Origin of the sequence: Lachnoclostridium sp. An76 (assembly GCF_002161355.1) — a bacterium.
GTDB classification, from domain to species: domain Bacteria; phylum Bacillota; class Clostridia; order Lachnospirales; family Lachnospiraceae; genus Mediterraneibacter; species Mediterraneibacter caccavium.
In genome coordinates this window covers 218719-234409 of sequence record NZ_NFHL01000001.1, presented here as the reverse complement: position 1 = coordinate 234409, position 15691 = coordinate 218719, and the positions used below count along the sequence as shown (strand labels likewise).

Below are 15691 nucleotides of genomic sequence, written 5' to 3'. Positions count from 1 at the left end.
ACGGATGGCATATAAAAAAAGACAGCGCAGGAGAAGAAGGCGCCAGGCAGTGGCGGCTGCGGTGATGATCGTATTTGTCCTTCTGATCGGCGCCGGCGCGGCAGGAGGTTTTTATCTCTGGGACCAGTCCCGGGATTATATCGGCGCGTATGAAAAGTCCACGTATAATAAAGCTCTTTACCAGGGAGGATTGTTTGCACAGGATTTATGCGTCACATCGGGGGAAGTATCTCTGGATGGATTCCAGCCCGACAGTTCACTGCACGCGGCCGGGCTGTTCAACCTGGGAGAGGAGCAGGTCGTCTGTGGATACAGGCTGTTCGACCAGCTCTATCCGGCGAGCACTACAAAGACGATGACCGCATACCTTGCACTGAAATATGGGAATCCTGATGATCTGGTGACTGTCAGTGCACATGCCACAGATTTTAACTGGGATGAATCTGTGGCGGGGCTTGTCACAGGAGACAGCCTGACTTTATATGATCTCATATGCGGCCTGATGCTCTGTTCCGGGAATGACTGCGGGACAGCGATCGCGGAACATATTTCGGGGAGCGAAGAGGCGTTTGCTGAGCTGATGAACACAGAGGCTGCCAGGCTTGGAGCAACGGGGACTCATTTTGTCAATCCTCATGGGCTCCATGATGATGACCATTATACTACAGCGTATGACCTGTACCTTATTTTCAATGCAGCATGTAAGGATCAGCGCTTTATGGATATTATTTCCATGTCTTCCTATACAGCAGAGATCACCGGGGCTGACGGGACTGTAAGGACAGCGTCCTGGGCTCCGACAAATTATTATTCTGCCGGTCTGGCAGCGCCTCCGGAAGGGGTGCGTGTGATCGGCGGTAAGACCGGCACAACTGACCAGGCGGGCAACTGTGTGATCCTCTATGACGAAAACACAGGGGGAACGCCATATATTTCAGTGATCATGGGGGCATCGGACAAGACTCTTTTATATGATCAGATGAACCAGTTGTTCTCAGCGGGAATGACCGGAGTGTAAGAAAAAGCCTTCCATACTTCTGGGACCCAGAAGCAGGAAGGCTTTTTGCATACAGCATAAATATTTTCTATACATGTTACTCTGACATCCCTCTGACCCTTCCGAAGAAACTGATCAGATACAGTCCGCACAGACCTACCACAGTATATACGATCCTTGACAGCCAGCTTAAATTTCCAAAAAGGAAGGCTACCAGATCGAATCGGAAGATGCCGACAAGCAGCCAGTTGATGGCGCCGATGATCACAAGTGTCAGGGCTGTGTAATCAAACCATTTCATGTTATTTCCTCCTTTACCATCTCAATATTTCTATTATTCCCGCAAATGCTGGAAATATACATCAAAAAATGATATACTGATTTAGTTATAGATCAGAGGAGGTGTTATCCACTTTGTCATCCGTGGCACCAAAGGGAAATCATTCCATTGACATAAAGAAATTCAGGGCAAGGAGAGAGATGAACCTTGGCATTTTTCTGTTTGCGATCGTGTTCATCTATCTGCTCGTCACAGTGATCATGTATTTTACAGGGGATACGATTTCTGTGTATGAAGTACGTGAGGGGAGCATTGTAAATGATAATTCTTATACCGGCCTTGTTCTGAGGCAGGAAGAGGCTGTCAGTGCTGAGACCGGCGGGTATATCAGTTATTATCAGAACGGGAACAGCAAGGTAAAGACAGGGATGCCGGTATATGCCATGTCTGCGCAGAAGCTTGATACAGAGACCGCATCAGCCGGCGCTGATGATACGGCGGCGTCCCCGGTTTCCCTGAACCCTGAAGTCCAGGCTGGGATGATCTATCAGATGCAGGATTTTAATGAAAATTATGATCCTGCAGATTTTTCGGCGGTATATTCTCTGAAAAATGAGATTACAGCCGCCCTGCAGGATACGTTCAGCGCAACGCGAACAGAGCAGCTTGCAACAGTCATCTCTGCGAGCGGCCTTGAAGTTTCTACTTATACTGCACCGCGTGACGGCATTATTGCATTAACTGTGGACGGTCTGGAGTCTCTTACGAAAGATACATTTACCGCAGAGGATTTTGACCGTACAGCATACGAGAGCAAGGCCCTTGAGGACCAGATGAAGATTTCATCAGGAAGTCCGGTATACCGGCTGATCACAAGCGAAGACTGGTCTGTTATCGTACAGCTTGACCGTGAGACAGCAGAGCAGTTTAAAGAAGAGATATCTGCTGCAAACACACCTGCCGGAGAGGATGCTGTTCCTATCGATGAAAACAAGAGCATGAGCGTAAAAGTACGTATAGATAAGGACAGTGAAACTATGTGGGCGGACTTTTCCATCCTGTCAAGAGATGGGAAATATTACGGGTGCCTTGATCTTGATAATTCGATGATCCGGTATGCGGAAGAGCGCTATCTTAATATCGAACTGATCCTGGAAGACGAAAGCGGGCTTAAGATCCCCAGATCTTCTGTTGTGGAAGAAAAATTTTATGTTTTGCCGGAAGAATATATCACATCCGGCGGAAACAGCTCCTCAGACGGAGTCATGGTACGGCAGGAAGGCGGGAGCGCGGTGTTCCGGCCGGTGAATATCTATGACTCTTCTGAAGACGGAGAAGTATGCGTCAGCAGAGAAGATCTCAGCGAGGGTGATATCCTGATCAAGCCGGAATCGAGCGATACTTATACCGTGGGAAAGACCCGCTCTCTGCAGGGAGTTTACAATATCAATAAGGGATATGCCGTCTTTAAAAAAGTGGATATCCTGTGTGAAAATGACGAATATTATATCGTCAGGGAAGGAGACAGTTACGGATTATCCAATTATGACCATATCGTTCAGGAAGGTTCCAGCGTGAGCCCGGAGGAAGTAGTATTCCAATAGTTCAATAGTTTTTCTTTGAAATAAAGGAGGAGATAAAAATGCTCAGGGAAAATCTTCAGGAAGTAGAAGAGAGGATACAGGAAGCATGCCGGCGGGCAGGAAGGGACCGCAGCGAGGTGACGCTGGTCGCGGTCAGCAAAACAAAACCTGTCGCCATACTGCAGGAAGCGTATGACCTGGGAGTACGTGTTTTCGGAGAAAACAAGGTCCAGGAGATCCGTGAAAAATATGAGGCACTGCCAAAAGATATTGAATGGCATATGATCGGACATCTTCAGACAAACAAGGTAAAATATATTGTTGATAAAGTCAGGCTGATCCACTCCGTTGATTCACTCAGGCTGGCGGAAGTCATCGAAAAGGAGGCTGAAAAGCATAATAGGATCGTTGATATCCTGTTGGAAGTAAATGTAGCAGAGGAGGAGAGCAAGTTCGGCCTGAAGATGCCAGAAGTTATTCCCATGGCGGAAAAAGTCGTACAGCTTCCACATATCAGGCTGCGCGGGTTGATGACAATTGCGCCTTTTGTTGAAAATCCAGAAAAAAATCGTGCAATTTTCGCAAATTTACATGATTTATATGTTGACATAAAGGAAAAAAACATTGATAATGGTACTGTGAGCATACTTTCTATGGGGATGACCAATGATTACGAAGTTGCGGTCGAAGAGGGAGCGACAATGGTCCGGGTCGGAACGGGGATCTTTGGTGCCAGGGATTACAGTATCTGATGCTGTTCTGCTCTGGATGAAAGTATGAAATAAAGAAATTGCGCACAGGACAGGATGCGCAAGATAGGAGTGTAAAGATGGGTGTATTTGATAAATTTCTGGACATCATGAAATTAAATGATGAGGACGATTACGAAGACGATTTCTATGATGATGATGAGTATTTTGATGACGAGGAGTCTTATAAAGAAAAACCTCATCGGCGTTCTCTGTTCGGAAAGAAAAATACCAAAGAAGACAATTTTGATGATTTTGATATGGAGGAAGAGGAAAAATTCCAACCTTCCACAAGTAATAAAGTTACACCGATGAGACATCCGGCAGCCAGGAAGAGCGGCAATATGGAAGTTTGTGTCGTGAAGCCTTCTTCTGTGGATGATTCCAGGGAGATTACTGAGACACTGCTCTCAGGACGCACTGTGATCCTGAATCTTGAGGGAATGGATCTGGAGATTGCTCAGCGCATTATTGATTTTATCTCCGGAGCTACTTTCGCGATCAACGGAAATCTCCAGAAGATTTCTAATTACATATTCCTTGTCACACCTACAAATGTAGATATCTCAGGAGATCTCCAGGATCTGCTCGGCGGCTCCATGGAGACACCAAGCATGAGAGGAAGATATTGATCTGCCATGCAGGATACACATGAAAAAGATGCCCTTCTGCTGGAGAAGCGATTTATCGAGCTTTCCAGGACTGCATACCAGAGGGATATCATAACTTACTCAGATTTTCTGAATCTAAGCGAACAGAATATTTTACATACACTGCCAAAAGACAAACTGTTTACACGGATCGTGTCTTTTGGCGGGTATGAAACAGCAGAGCGTCAGATGGCGGCATTTATCCCTGATGCTCTTTATTTGCGTTGGGGAAAAAAGGATATCACACCAGAGGATATCGACTATCCTTTTTGCGCCCTGAAAATATCTCCTCTGAATAAAAAATTTGCGGAAGAGCTGAGCCACCGTGATTATCTGGGAGCTGTCCTCAATCTGGGGATCGAACGCTCCAGGACCGGTGATATCCTCGTTGACAGAGATGGGGCGCTGATCTTCGCCCACAGAGATATGGCAGGAGTGATCTCCAGAGAGCTTACCAGGGTCCGGCACACATCTGTCCGTGCAGATGAACTCCCTGTCAGCGAAATTTCTTATGAACCTGCCTGTGAAGAGGTCAGAGGGACTGTTGCATCTGTGCGGCTGGACAGCCTGCTTGCACTTGCTTTTTCTTCGTCGCGCACACGGCTTACCGGCCTGATCGAAGGGGCAAAAGTCTATGTGAATGGCCGGCTGGTGACGAGTAATGGTTATCAGCTGTCGGAAGGGGATGTGGTATCAGTACGCGGCATGGGAAAGTTCCGTTTTGAAAGCTCCGGCTCACGCACCCGGAAAAACCGGATCACAGTCGTGATCTGCAGATATGTATGAATACAAAGTTGATTTTTATGAATACAAAGCTGATTTTAAGGATGGATGACAGATATGACAGAACAGACAAAAGACAGGAAGAAGATCTCAGGCGCGGGCTGTTTATTCGCTCTGATCGGATTTGCAGCTGCGCTCTTTTTTGACCAGCTTACAAAATATATAGCAGTATTAAAGCTAAAAGGTCAGCCCCCTTATATCCTGATAGACGGCATTTTTGAGCTCCGTTATCTCGAAAACAGAGGGGCTGCTTTTGGGATGATGCAGGATATGAGAGTTGTCCTCGCGGCAGGTGCGCTGTTGGTATGCGGAGCTGTCATATATCTTTACCTGCGTATGCCGGAAAACCGGAGATATCTTCCCCTGCGCATCTGTGCGGTGCTTTTGTGTGCCGGGGCAGTGGGAAATATGATCGACCGGGTACGCCTCGGATATGTGATCGACTTCTTTTATTTCCGTCTGATCGATTTCCCGATCTTTAATGTGGCGGACTGTTATGTTGTGGCTGCCTGTATCGTATTTGCACTTCTTGTCCTGTTTTATTACAGAGAGGAAGATGATTTCAGTTTCCTGAGCAGAAAGAAAGGATAGGAGGCGGATATGCAGGAATTATTTCTTACAGCAGAGGATCAAGGGGAAAGGATCGACAGATTTTTAAGCGGGGATCTTGAGGATGTTTCCCGTTCTTATATCCAGAAACTCATAAAAGATGGAGCTGTCCTTGTAAACGGGGATCCTGTCAGGGCAAATTATAAGGTGTGTGCAGGAGACAAGATCCGTGTAGAGATCCCGGATCCGGAGCCGGTGGATATCCTCCCGGAAGATATCCCTTTGGATATCCTGTATGAAGATGAGGATATCCTTGTGGTAAACAAACCCAAAGGGATGGTCGTACACCCTGCTCCCGGACACTACAGCCACACACTGGTAAATGCGGTCCTCTATCACTGCGGCAGCCGGCTTTCAGGGATCAACGGGGTGCTCCGCCCGGGGATCGTCCACCGGATCGATATGGACACAACAGGTTCCCTTCTCGTCTGCAAAAATGACCGTGCGCACCAGATCCTTGCAGAAGAGCTCAAAGAGCATCATATCACACGGCGGTATCACGCTGTGGTCATTGGCAATCTGAAAGAAGATACAGGCACAGTCAATGCGCCGATCGGGCGCCACCCGACAGACCGTAAAAAAATGAGTACAAAAGCGCCAAACGGCAGGAGGGCTGTCACACATTACCGGGTTTTAGAGAGGTTTGGCGGGTATACTTATATCGAATGTGAACTAGAGACCGGGCGTACCCACCAGATCCGCGTGCACATGGCAGGTATCGGACATCCCATTCTTGGAGACAGTGTGTACGGTCCCGCAAAATGTCCGTTTAAACTGGAGGGACAGACACTGCATGCAAAGATACTCGGCATCACACATCCTTCGACTGGAAAATATATGGAGTTTGATGCCCCTCTTCCGGATTATTTTACAGCACTTCTTGAAAAGCTGCGCAACAGATCTTAGAAATTTTATTTTCTGATTGTAATACACGCTGTTTTTAGCTATAATAGTCATATAAGGAGTGAATGAGTGTATATTTTTTATGCAAATTCACAATTATCTGACGTAAAGGAGAGTGGCTCATCATGAAAACAAATACGATCATTACAATTGGAAGAGAATATGGCAGTGCAGGAAGGGAGATCGGCTATAAAGTCGCTGAAGCATTTGACATTAAATTATACGATAAAGAAATGCTCGCACGCGCTGCAAAAGAAAGCGGTATCTGTGAAGAAATCTTCCAGTCCCACGACGAAAAGCCGACGAATAGTTTTCTTTATTCCCTCGTCATGGATACATATTCAATGGGATATTCAGGAAATTCATATACAGATATGCCGATCAATCACAAAGTCTTTCTCGCTCAGTTCGATGCGATCAAAAAGATCGCCGATGAAGGTCCGTGTATCCTGGTCGGACGATGTGCAGACTATGCACTGGAATCTTACCCAAATGTTGTCAGTGTCTTTATACATGCTGATATGCAGTCACGCATCAGAAGGATAGCAAGGTTATATGACCTGACTGACGCAAAGGCCAAGGATTTGATCGTAAAGACTGATAAAAAGAGAGCCAGCTACTATAATTATTATACAAACAAAAAGTGGTCGGATGCTGAAAGCTATGAATTATGCCTGACCAGTTCAGAGCTTGGGATCGAGGGGACGGCACAGGCGATCATCGATTATGTAACCCTGAAAGAAAAGATCGGAAAAGAAAGCCGAAAGATCTGAATCCATCGAATAAACAGGGACCTGACATTTCCCGGAATACGGATTCCCGGCATACAGAAAATGTCTTTCTGTATGCCGGGAATCTTTCTGCCTTAATCCCTGCCTGTCAATCGTCTCCTGACAGGTGGCATTCTGTCAGGAGGTCTTTCTTCGCTCATGCACAGTGCGTTCCGGCCATCCGGATATATTGCCGGTGAGGATCGCGTGGAACATCCTTTCGCGGACACCGGGGTGTTCTGTATTGAGCTGTTTTAAAAGTTCTTTCGCATACTGTCTCTTTGTATGGCCGTCTACCGGGCACTTGCTTTTTACGACCGGCAGGTCATATTTATTCTTAAAACCGATCACGTCCATCTCATCTACATACATAAGAGGACGGATCACAGTCAGATCCATGCGGTCCAGATAAGTCCTGGGAGAGAAGGAATGGAACCTTCCTTCAAATATCAGGGAGAGGAGCATGGTCTCGATGATATCATCCTTGTGATGCGCGTATGCCACCTTATTACATCCCATTTCCTTGATAGCCTGGTTCAGGGCGCCTTTGCGCATTTTGGCGCAGAGAGAGCAGGGATTGCTTTCCTTACGCACATTGAAAAGAATGTCATAGATATCCGACCGGACGATCTTATACGGAACTTCCATCTCACGGCAGAGATCCTGGATAGGCGTAAGATCAAAATCCTCAAATCCGAGATCCACTGTAATAGCGCTCAGCTGAAATTTCTGCGGATAGAACCTCTGAAGTCCATGGAGAGCGTAAAGGAGAGTAAGGCTGTCCTTCCCTCCGGAGATCCCGACCGCGATATGGTCCCCATCCTGGATCATATTGTATTCATCAACTGCCTTGCGGGCATAACTCAACAAACGTTGTAACTGCATATTATTTATACCTCCCTTAATTTGACAGCTCCGGCTGCCTGTCTGCGGCGGTTCTCATCGATCGCTGCATAGTGCTTTTTCGTTGTGTTGACGTCCTTATGTCCAAGGACGTCCGCGACAAGATAGATATCCCCTGTCTCTTTGTAAAGGGCAGTGCCGTATGTGCTTCTGAGTTTATGTGGGGTGATCTTTTTATTGGGAGTCACTTCCCGGGCATATTTTCGGACCATGTTCTCAACAGCCTGGACCCCCATACGCCGGCGCTGCGTGGAAAGAAAAAGGGCATTTTCATGTCCGGGCAGAGGAATGGTGTTTTTCCTGGTTGTATAGAGATAAGATTTAAGTGCATTCTCCACCTCTTCGCCAAAATACACGACCATTTCATTTCCACCCTTGCGCGTCACCTTGATCCCATTGTTTTTGAAGTCAACATCCTGTATATCCAGCCCGACACATTCAGATACACGGATCCCTGTCCCAAGCAGAAGTGTCAGGATAGCCAGGTCACGGTTTTTTGTTTTCTCAAAATACGCTTTTCTCTGTCCTGTAAGATCATCGCCGCCATGATCCACATAGTCAAGCAATTTGGCGACCTCATCAGCATCAAGGCGGATGATCGCCTTCTCATGGAGTTTTGGCATATCTACAAGGAGAGTCGGATTTTTCGCGATTGCCTGTCTTTTATAGAAATATCCGTAAAAACTTCGGAGTGCAGACATTTTACGCGCAAGGCCTTTTTCCGTGTTTGTGATCTGCTTATTATCCTCATTTTCATAGACCTTCAGATATTCCTGATATTCCTCGATATCGACCGGCTCCAGTTTTTCGAGATCTGAAAGGGTAAACCGGTCCATAGTGTAATCCTTATAGAGCGGATTATTTTCTATAAGAAAATGAAAAAAAACGCGGATGTCATAGGCATAGGAAATACGCGTCCTGGCTGAAGTGGTCGGCTCCACGGCCCGGAAATAATCTCTGGCAAAAGGAGGAAGCGTCTTCAGGACAGCGCGCAGCCTCAAAGTATTATCGATATATTTCTGTTCATGATATGTTTTTGTCTCCGGATAATTGTCTGTATTCCCCATATTAAAAACCCCTTTGTTGATCTGACTGATCCTTGTATATTATAGCTGATATATGTTTTTTTGTCCATATCTTTTGGAAAAATCAGTATTTGTCGTATAGATTGATATCACTATCCTAACAGCTCGATTTCTGTACGCACGCAAGCAGCCGGAATATTGGCGTCCTTCTGGAGACCAATATCCCGGCTGCTTTGGAGTGTATTATTTATATCAATACATAGGGATGTATATTGATACCGATATTATAAAACGGATCTTTTTCTGTTGATCCGGCTTTGAAAGTTCCTGCCAGTTTCAATTATGGAAGGAACTCTGTATCATTATATGCGATCATCAGATACTGGCCGGCCTGTATATCGTCCGAATCAAGATTGTTCATCTCTTTCAATACCTGCACATATTCCTGTACAGAATCGTATTCGGATGTCATCGTGCTTTCTGCGATATCCCAGAGTGTGTCTCCCGGCTGGATCTCAATGCTTTTGTAATATTTGTAAACTGTATCCGTATCATCCGTATCCTCATGCGCTGAAACAAAAAATGAGCCGTATAATACGCATATGAGTAAAACCATGAAAACACCTGCTGACAGACTGAAGATTCTCTTTTTCATTGTACTGTTGGATACTTTTTTGTTCATCTTTGCTTCTCCCCTTTTGTGCGCGGTTTAAGTTGCATTTTTAAAATTGTATACCAGTATACATCAATCCGAACATTTATTCACTGCAAACATCTGTTCTATATCCGTATTATAATCCAGGAACACATGTTTGTCAACAGAAAATCGAACATATTTTCGTAAACAAATGTTTGCTTTTTCTTTATGAGTATGGTACTATAGTAACTAGAAAAAATATCGGAGGAAGTTATGGCACAGGGTAAAATAAGTAAAAAACAGCAGGAAATTCTTGAATACATTAAAAACCAGATCCTACAGAGAGGATTCCCGCCGGCCGTCCGTGAAATCTGCGAGGCAGTGAACTTAAAGTCAACTTCATCAGTCCACTCCCATCTTGAGACACTGGAAAAGAACGGATATATCCGGCGCGATCCGACGAAGCCCAGGGCGATCGAGATCCTGGATGATACGTTTAATCTTACGCGGCGCGAGATGGTCAATGTCCCGATCATCGGTCAGGTGGCTGCCGGGCAGCCGATCCTTGCAGAGGAAAACATTGAGGACTATTTTCCTTTCCCGGCTGAACGGATGCCGAATAAGCAGACATTCCTGCTGAAAGTCAAAGGGGAAAGCATGATCAACGCAGGGATACTCGATGGCGACTATGTCCTTGTCGAACAGGATGCCACTGCTTCCAACGGCGATATGGTGGTCGCTCTTGTGGAAGACAGTGCAACAGTGAAGACATTCTATAAGGAAGAAGGCGTATTCAGGCTCCAGCCGGAAAATGACTTTATGGATCCGATCATTGTGAAAGAAGTTTCGATCCTCGGGAAAGTGATCGGGGTGATGAGATTTTTCAAATAGTTACAGGCGATGCAAAAAGCAGCAGCATTCTTTACCGTTCTGATAAAGAATACTGCTGCTTTTTTAATATCGTCTGTCTTTCCTGCTTTTTACAGTTCTTCCACTGAGATATCCTTCCCGTCCTTCCAGATCCTCTCCAGATCATAAAACAGACGGTTTTCCCTGTCAAACACATGGACAATGATATCGCCGAAATCGAGCAGCACCCAGCTCCCGGACGCCTGGCCTTCTCTCTGCTTCAGCGGATACCCCGCCTTGTGGAGCTCTTCTTCCACGTTGTCTACAAGAGCATTCACCTGGCTGTCACTGTTTCCGTTTGCGATGATAAAGTAGTCTGCCAGCACGGAGATTCCTGTGATATCAATGATCTTGATATCTTCTCCTTTTTTGTCGCTGAGCGCATTGTACGCAATGCGCGCCATTTCTTTTGACTGGTCCATTTCCTTCCTCCTCTCTTCTGTCATTTATAAAATTTACATGTACTTACTTTGTATATGATCACTTATAAAATTCGTATGTGCTCACTGTCATCGGGTCTACCGATTTTCCGCCGTCCTTCAGATAGCGGACGGTACGCCCGGCAGACAGGCATACTGCCCTGTCAATGTCCTGGAAAACGATCCCTCGTATCTCTGAAAGCCCCGGTATTTCCCTGCGGTTCGGCTCGATATAGTCTGCGATATAGATGATCTTCTCCAGCATGCTCATCCCCGGGCGGCCGGTGGTATGATAAGTGACAGCGTCAAGTATCTCCCGGTCTTTGATCCCGTATTCATGCTCCGCCAGATATGCTCCCAGTCTTGCATGGATAAGCGCCGGCATTTCCAGTTCAGATCTTGTCAGGTCTATGCCGTATCTGCCGCAGAGCCTGATCTGCTCTTCCGCGGGGCAGTATTTCCCACAGTCATGGAGAAGACCTGCGGTCAGCGCCTTCTGGATATCAGCGCCGTAGCACATGGCGAGCGACGCAGCGGTATACATTACACCCACTGTGTGCTCGAACCGTTCTTTTTTCAGTTTCTTTTTCAGTTCTTTCCTGATCTCAGCCAGCCTCTCAGTCATATCTGTTCATCCCTTTTCCCTTACATTCTCTGTCTGTACAGCTCATGTTCCGCAATATATCCGGCCACCTGGTCCGGCACCATATAGCGCGCGCTGAGGCCTCTTGACGCCCTCCTTCGGATCACAGTGGAGGAGATCTCTACGAGAGGCGCCCGCAGAAGCTCGATCCGTGCCCCGTAACGGCTGCTCAGATAGTCGATCTGATCGTGCATGCTCTGCACATCCTTATCATCGCGCATGGCAGCCAGGATCGTGCATGTGGGGAAGATTTCCTGGAAATTTCTCCATTCTTCGATGGCAAACAGCGAGTCCGCCCCTAAGATGAAATAGAAATCATCCTCAGGATATCTCCTGTTAAATTCCCGCATCGTACTGTAAGTGTATGAATGTTCTTCCGTCTCTGCCTCATAAAGGCAGACTTTGAAATACGGCACGTCACTCACCGCCAGCTTTACCATTTCTATCCGATGGTGCAGGGCTTCCTCTGTATACTCTGTCTTCTTATGGGGAGGATTCCCGTTCGGCATGAACCAGATCTCGTCCAATCCGAATTCTTCATAGGCAAATTCTCCGAGAAGGAGATGCCCGATATGGACAGGGTCAAAGGTACCTCCCATGATTCCGATCTTCATACGCGGTTCTTCTCCTTCACTTCCTATAAGGGGAGATTGATCTTCTTTTTGTCGTCCTTTCCCTCACGGTACAGCACGATCTTTTTCCCGATGACCTGCACCACCTGCGAGCGTGTGCGCTCTGCAATGATCTCAGCCAGTTCTCTCGGATCATCCGCGCAGTTTTTAAGGACACTGATCTTGACCAGCTCTCTTGCTTCCAGCGCTTCCGAGATTGCTTCCGTCAGCCCGGGCGTCATGCTGGATTTCCCTACCTGGAAGATGGGATCCATGGTCATCGCAAGGCTTTTCAAATATGCTCTCTGTTTTGTCGTCATTTTATGCTCCTTATTACTTATAATAATCAAACTGAAGCCCGTACATCCTCACTGTGTCGCCTTCCTGGATGCCTTTCGCCTCAAGCTCATCCAAAATGCCTGTCTCTTTTAAGAACTTCTGGAAGAAGGCAAATCCCTTCTCCGAGTCAAGATTCGTATATCCGAGCATCTTTTCGATCTTCGGGCCTTCCACGACATACACGCCGTCTTCTACTTCGACACTGTACGGGAGTTCCTCGTAGATCAGCTCGTCCTCCGGGAAATATTCCTGCTCAAAAATGACCGGAGGCGTGTCGATCTTATCGAGCTGGGAACTCACATAATAGAGAAGCTCAGAGACGCCCTGTCCCGTCGCCCCGGATATTGCGAATACTTTGATCCCTTTCGGTTCAAACTCCTGTCTCAGACGTTCCACAGGATCATCATCCGGATCATAGATCAGATCCGTCTTATTTGCCGCGATGACCTGGGGACGCTCTGCGATCTCAGGATTATAAGCCTTTAACTCTTCATTGATCTTATAGATGTCTTCGACCGGATCTCTTCCCTCTGACCCTGCCGCGTCAACTACATGGATCATAAGCTTTGTGCGCTCAATGTGGCGGAGGAACTCATGCCCCAGCCCCACGCCTTCGGAAGCGCCCTCGATCAGCCCCGGGATATCAGCCATCACAAACCCTTTTGCCCCATCCAGGTCTACAACGCCGAGATTTGGGCTCAGAGTCGTGAAATGATAGTTGGCGATCTTTGGTTCTGCGTTCGTCACTCTGGAAAGAAGGGTTGATTTTCCCACATTCGGGAAACCGATCAGGCCTACGTCCGCGATCACCTTCAGCTCCAGCCTGACCTCCAGTTCTTTTGCAGGCTGACCCGGCTGTGCATATTTCGGCACCTGCATCGTGGCAGTGGCAAAGTGCTGGTTGCCGAGCCCGCCTTTTCCGCCCTTTAACACGACCTGTCTGCGGTTGTCCCCGGACATATCGGCAATGACTTTCCCTGTGACCGCCTCCTTGATGACAGTCCCTTCCGGCACATAGAGCACCAGGTCTTTGCCGTCTTTCCCGTGGCATCTCCTCTTTCCGCCGGGCTCACCGTCCCCGGCAGCATACTTCCTTTTGTGGCGGTAATCAGAAAGTGTGTTCAGCCCTTCATCCACCTCAAAGATCAGGTCTCCGCCGCGTCCGCCGTCTCCGCCGTCCGGTCCGCCGTTCGGGACGTACAGCTCCCTGCGGAAACTGCAGTGCCCGTCTCCGCCCTTGCCGGAACGGATGTAGATTTTCGCTCTGTCTGCAAACATAATAACTCCTTTTCCTGTAGGTCTATAAGTTCCTGCTGGTTTACAAAAGCCCCAGACATTAGTCTGGGGCCTGATCCTGCCTGTTATGCGAGTGAAAATATTTTCCAGCCTGTTATTCAGCTACCGGATAGATAGAAACCTGTTTCTTGTCTCTGCCTTTTCTCTCATATCTGACTACACCGTCTACCAGTGCGAACAGAGTGTCATCACCGCCGCGTCCAACGTTCACGCCCGGATGGATCTTTGTCCCGCGCTGTCTGTAAAGGATGTTGCCAGCTTTTACAAACTGTCCGTCCGCTCTCTTCGCGCCCAGTCTCTTGGACTCGGAATCACGGCCGTTCTTTGTAGAACCAACTCCCTTTTTATGAGCAAAAAACTGAAGATTCATTTTCATCATGGTACTCACACCTCCTTGAAGATAATGTCAATGTATGATTCGTATTCGCTGTTCTCTTCTATCTCTTCCAGACCAAAGATCATGGAATCAAGAAGAAGTGAGGCATCGTGCGACGGGACCTGCGAGAAGCGGAATGAGATCTCACCGCTCTCCTCGTCAGAGACACAGCTCGTCTCATCATCAGTAAAACGTTCAATTGAATTGACCGCATTGATGACAAGCGCTGAGACTGCCGCACATACAATGTCCTTTCCTGGATCATCGTATTCCGCGTGCCCTGACATGTCAAATCCTGTATACTCATGCCTGCTGGTCCTGTAAATGGTTACCCTGATCATACGGACAGATCTTAAGCGTTGATCTTGTCGATCTTCACAGCTGTGTACTGCTGTCTGTGTCCGTTTTTCTTATGGTATCCAGTTTTTCTCTTATACTTGTAAACGATGACTTTTTTGCCTTTGCCGTCGCCGATCACGGAAGCTGTAACTGTTGCACCTTCAACAGTCGGAGTTCCAACGACGAGCTTGTCATTGTTTACTGCGAGCACCTGGTCAAATGTATAAGTCTCTCCAGCTTCAACACCAAGTTTTTCTACTTTAATGATATCGCCTTCAGCTACTTTGTACTGTTTACCACCTGTTGCTATAATCGCGTACATATGGCACCTCCTATTATCATTACTCGCCAATTACGGTGTCTGCATGAGCAGAACTTAAACCTCATTGTGCGGCATACTGTTATAGTATAGCATACACATTTCCGGAACGTCAATAGGAATCCGGCAAATTTTTCAGCTTTTCGTAGCAGTATTCTATAATACTCTTTCTCGTGATGATCCCGATGAATTTATTCTGGTCGTCCACTACGGGCACAAAGTTCTGGTTCATCGCCTTTTGGATCAGGTCTTCCATGTCCGAGTCCGCGGACACGGCTTCGTAGTCTGCTTTTCTCGGGAAATCCTGGATAAAGATATTCTCCGCTTCCTTCAGGTTCAGGTTTGTATAGCGCTTGATCCCCCAGAGAAGGTCTCCCTCTGTGATCGTCCCCACGTACTCTCCCTCTTTGTTCAGCATGGGGATGGACGCGTATTTGTGGTACTCCATCGTCTCGAGCACCTGACGGAGCGTGCCATGGTCATATACGTATGCTGTCTCACTCTTTGGGTTCAAAAAGAACAGGATGTTCATTTTTATCTGCTGTCCGCCT

At 47.1% G+C, this 15691-nt stretch carries 22 protein-coding genes; 9 read left to right on the top strand and 13 right to left on the bottom strand.

Annotated features, from left to right (window positions below; genetic code table 11):
- Positions 1 to 4 precede the first annotated feature (4 nt).
- Positions 5 to 1018 carry a D-alanyl-D-alanine carboxypeptidase family protein gene (locus tag B5G27_RS01145; protein WP_087177711.1) on the top strand — a complete coding sequence of 338 codons (1014 nt, stop codon included), beginning with the start codon at positions 5 to 7 and terminating at the stop codon, positions 1016 to 1018.
- A gap of 76 nt (positions 1019 to 1094) precedes the next feature.
- Here the strand turns inward: B5G27_RS01145 and B5G27_RS01140 are convergent, their stop codons facing one another.
- Positions 1095 to 1298, bottom strand: a complete 204-nt coding sequence (locus B5G27_RS01140; RefSeq protein ID WP_087177147.1) for a DUF378 domain-containing protein — start codon at positions 1296 to 1298, stop codon at positions 1095 to 1097.
- 122 nt (positions 1299 to 1420) lie between these two features.
- Here B5G27_RS01140 and B5G27_RS01135 point away from each other — a divergent pair, with 122 nt between their 5' ends.
- The 7 genes from B5G27_RS01135 to B5G27_RS01105 all read left to right on the top strand — a co-directional run bounded on the left by B5G27_RS01135 (position 1421) and on the right by B5G27_RS01105 (position 7327).
- Positions 1421 to 2881 carry an HlyD family efflux transporter periplasmic adaptor subunit gene (locus B5G27_RS01135; protein WP_087177710.1) on the top strand — a complete coding sequence of 487 codons (1461 nt, stop codon included), beginning with the start codon at positions 1421 to 1423 and terminating at the stop codon, positions 2879 to 2881.
- A gap of 38 nt (positions 2882 to 2919) precedes the next feature.
- Positions 2920 to 3612 (top strand): YggS family pyridoxal phosphate-dependent enzyme, encoded by a 693-nt coding sequence (locus tag B5G27_RS01130; protein ID WP_087177146.1) that lies wholly within the window; start codon positions 2920 to 2922, stop codon positions 3610 to 3612.
- 77 nt (positions 3613 to 3689) lie between these two features.
- A complete protein-coding gene (locus B5G27_RS01125) occupies positions 3690 to 4241 on the top strand; it encodes a cell division protein SepF (RefSeq protein ID WP_087177145.1) in 552 nt (183 codons plus the stop codon).
- Between the two features lie 6 nt (positions 4242 to 4247).
- Positions 4248 to 5045, top strand: a complete 798-nt coding sequence (locus B5G27_RS01120; RefSeq protein ID WP_087177144.1) for a YlmH family RNA-binding protein — start codon at positions 4248 to 4250, stop codon at positions 5043 to 5045.
- A 54-nt stretch (positions 5046 to 5099) separates the two neighbouring features.
- The gene (lspA, locus tag B5G27_RS01115; RefSeq protein ID WP_087177709.1) at positions 5100 to 5633 is read left to right on the top strand and encodes a signal peptidase II; all 534 of its coding nucleotides are present in this window, start codon (positions 5100 to 5102) and stop codon (positions 5631 to 5633) included.
- Positions 5634 to 5642: 9 nt separating this feature from the next.
- Positions 5643 to 6557 (top strand): RluA family pseudouridine synthase, encoded by a 915-nt coding sequence (locus B5G27_RS01110; protein WP_087177143.1) that lies wholly within the window; start codon positions 5643 to 5645, stop codon positions 6555 to 6557.
- A gap of 122 nt (positions 6558 to 6679) precedes the next feature.
- Positions 6680 to 7327 carry a cytidylate kinase-like family protein gene (locus tag B5G27_RS01105; protein WP_087177142.1) on the top strand — a complete coding sequence of 216 codons (648 nt, stop codon included), beginning with the start codon at positions 6680 to 6682 and terminating at the stop codon, positions 7325 to 7327.
- A 135-nt stretch (positions 7328 to 7462) separates the two neighbouring features.
- On the opposite strand, the gene B5G27_RS01100 is transcribed toward B5G27_RS01105, so the two are convergent.
- The 3 genes from B5G27_RS01100 to B5G27_RS01090 all read right to left on the bottom strand — a co-directional run bounded on the left by B5G27_RS01100 (position 7463) and on the right by B5G27_RS01090 (position 9934).
- Entirely contained in the window at positions 7463 to 8209 is a 747-nt protein-coding gene (locus B5G27_RS01100; RefSeq protein ID WP_087177141.1) for a tRNA 2-thiocytidine biosynthesis TtcA family protein, read from the bottom strand.
- 5 nt (positions 8210 to 8214) lie between these two features.
- Positions 8215 to 9294, bottom strand: coding sequence for a tyrosine-type recombinase/integrase (locus B5G27_RS01095; RefSeq protein WP_087177140.1), 1080 nt, complete (start codon positions 9292 to 9294; stop codon positions 8215 to 8217).
- A 298-nt stretch (positions 9295 to 9592) separates the two neighbouring features.
- Positions 9593 to 9934, bottom strand: a complete 342-nt coding sequence (locus B5G27_RS01090) for a LysM peptidoglycan-binding domain-containing protein (protein ID WP_242958194.1) — start codon at positions 9932 to 9934, stop codon at positions 9593 to 9595.
- Between the two features lie 228 nt (positions 9935 to 10162).
- Here B5G27_RS01090 and lexA point away from each other — a divergent pair, with 228 nt between their 5' ends.
- Positions 10163 to 10780: a transcriptional repressor LexA gene (gene lexA, locus B5G27_RS01085; protein WP_087177139.1), complete on the top strand. Its 618-nt coding sequence runs from the start codon at positions 10163 to 10165 to the stop codon at positions 10778 to 10780.
- A gap of 89 nt (positions 10781 to 10869) precedes the next feature.
- Here lexA and rsfS read toward each other — a convergent pair whose 3' ends face one another.
- The 9 genes from rsfS to B5G27_RS01040 form a co-directional block, all read right to left on the bottom strand.
- Positions 10870 to 11220 (bottom strand): ribosome silencing factor, encoded by a 351-nt coding sequence (rsfS, locus tag B5G27_RS01080; RefSeq protein ID WP_087177138.1) that lies wholly within the window; start codon positions 11218 to 11220, stop codon positions 10870 to 10872.
- A gap of 58 nt (positions 11221 to 11278) precedes the next feature.
- Positions 11279 to 11842, bottom strand: coding sequence for a bis(5'-nucleosyl)-tetraphosphatase (symmetrical) YqeK (yqeK, locus tag B5G27_RS01075; RefSeq protein WP_087177137.1), 564 nt, complete (start codon positions 11840 to 11842; stop codon positions 11279 to 11281).
- A 20-nt stretch (positions 11843 to 11862) separates the two neighbouring features.
- Positions 11863 to 12474 carry a nicotinate-nucleotide adenylyltransferase gene (gene nadD, locus B5G27_RS01070; protein WP_087177136.1) on the bottom strand — a complete coding sequence of 204 codons (612 nt, stop codon included), beginning with the start codon at positions 12472 to 12474 and terminating at the stop codon, positions 11863 to 11865.
- A 23-nt stretch (positions 12475 to 12497) separates the two neighbouring features.
- The gene (gene yhbY, locus B5G27_RS01065) at positions 12498 to 12791 is read right to left on the bottom strand and encodes a ribosome assembly RNA-binding protein YhbY (RefSeq protein ID WP_087177135.1); all 294 of its coding nucleotides are present in this window, start codon (positions 12789 to 12791) and stop codon (positions 12498 to 12500) included.
- A 13-nt stretch (positions 12792 to 12804) separates the two neighbouring features.
- A complete protein-coding gene (gene obgE / locus B5G27_RS01060) occupies positions 12805 to 14088 on the bottom strand; it encodes a GTPase ObgE (protein ID WP_087177134.1) in 1284 nt (427 codons plus the stop codon).
- 112 nt (positions 14089 to 14200) lie between these two features.
- Complete coding sequence (rpmA, locus tag B5G27_RS01055) at positions 14201 to 14485, bottom strand: 50S ribosomal protein L27 (protein WP_087177133.1); 285 nt, start codon at positions 14483 to 14485, stop codon at positions 14201 to 14203.
- A gap of 5 nt (positions 14486 to 14490) precedes the next feature.
- Positions 14491 to 14823, bottom strand: coding sequence for a ribosomal-processing cysteine protease Prp (locus B5G27_RS01050; RefSeq protein WP_087177132.1), 333 nt, complete (start codon positions 14821 to 14823; stop codon positions 14491 to 14493).
- Positions 14824 to 14834: 11 nt separating this feature from the next.
- Positions 14835 to 15143: a 50S ribosomal protein L21 gene (gene rplU / locus B5G27_RS01045; protein WP_087177131.1), complete on the bottom strand. Its 309-nt coding sequence runs from the start codon at positions 15141 to 15143 to the stop codon at positions 14835 to 14837.
- A 109-nt stretch (positions 15144 to 15252) separates the two neighbouring features.
- Entirely contained in the window at positions 15253 to 15672 is a 420-nt protein-coding gene (locus tag B5G27_RS01040; protein WP_087177130.1) for a CBS domain-containing protein, read from the bottom strand.
- Positions 15673 to 15691: the final 19 nt, after the last annotated feature.

Coding starts and splice junctions, on each gene's coding strand:
- B5G27_RS01145 (WP_087177711.1), top strand. CDS start 5: ATGGCATATAAAAAAAGACAGCGCAGGAGAAGAAGGCGCCAGGCAGTG.
- B5G27_RS01140 (WP_087177147.1), bottom strand. CDS start 1,298: ATGAAATGGTTTGATTACACAGCCCTGACACTTGTGATCATCGGCGCC.
- B5G27_RS01130 (WP_087177146.1), top strand. CDS start 2,920: ATGCTCAGGGAAAATCTTCAGGAAGTAGAAGAGAGGATACAGGAAGCA.
- B5G27_RS01125 (WP_087177145.1), top strand. CDS start 3,690: ATGGGTGTATTTGATAAATTTCTGGACATCATGAAATTAAATGATGAG.
- B5G27_RS01120 (WP_087177144.1), top strand. CDS start 4,248: ATGCAGGATACACATGAAAAAGATGCCCTTCTGCTGGAGAAGCGATTT.
- lspA (WP_087177709.1), top strand. CDS start 5,100: ATGACAGAACAGACAAAAGACAGGAAGAAGATCTCAGGCGCGGGCTGT.
- B5G27_RS01110 (WP_087177143.1), top strand. CDS start 5,643: ATGCAGGAATTATTTCTTACAGCAGAGGATCAAGGGGAAAGGATCGAC.
- B5G27_RS01105 (WP_087177142.1), top strand. CDS start 6,680: ATGAAAACAAATACGATCATTACAATTGGAAGAGAATATGGCAGTGCA.
- B5G27_RS01100 (WP_087177141.1), bottom strand. CDS start 8,209: ATGCAGTTACAACGTTTGTTGAGTTATGCCCGCAAGGCAGTTGATGAA.
- B5G27_RS01095 (WP_087177140.1), bottom strand. CDS start 9,294: ATGGGGAATACAGACAATTATCCGGAGACAAAAACATATCATGAACAG.
- B5G27_RS01090 (WP_242958194.1), bottom strand. CDS start 9,934: ATGAACAAAAAAGTATCCAACAGTACAATGAAAAAGAGAATCTTCAGT.
- lexA (WP_087177139.1), top strand. CDS start 10,163: ATGGCACAGGGTAAAATAAGTAAAAAACAGCAGGAAATTCTTGAATAC.
- rsfS (WP_087177138.1), bottom strand. CDS start 11,220: ATGGACCAGTCAAAAGAAATGGCGCGCATTGCGTACAATGCGCTCAGC.
- yqeK (WP_087177137.1), bottom strand. CDS start 11,842: ATGACTGAGAGGCTGGCTGAGATCAGGAAAGAACTGAAAAAGAAACTG.
- nadD (WP_087177136.1), bottom strand. CDS start 12,474: ATGAAGATCGGAATCATGGGAGGTACCTTTGACCCTGTCCATATCGGG.
- yhbY (WP_087177135.1), bottom strand. CDS start 12,791: ATGACGACAAAACAGAGAGCATATTTGAAAAGCCTTGCGATGACCATG.
- obgE (WP_087177134.1), bottom strand. CDS start 14,088: ATGTTTGCAGACAGAGCGAAAATCTACATCCGTTCCGGCAAGGGCGGA.
- rpmA (WP_087177133.1), bottom strand. CDS start 14,485: ATGATGAAAATGAATCTTCAGTTTTTTGCTCATAAAAAGGGAGTTGGT.
- B5G27_RS01050 (WP_087177132.1), bottom strand. CDS start 14,823: ATGATCAGGGTAACCATTTACAGGACCAGCAGGCATGAGTATACAGGA.
- rplU (WP_087177131.1), bottom strand. CDS start 15,143: ATGTACGCGATTATAGCAACAGGTGGTAAACAGTACAAAGTAGCTGAA.
- B5G27_RS01040 (WP_087177130.1), bottom strand. CDS start 15,672: ATGAACATCCTGTTCTTTTTGAACCCAAAGAGTGAGACAGCATACGTA.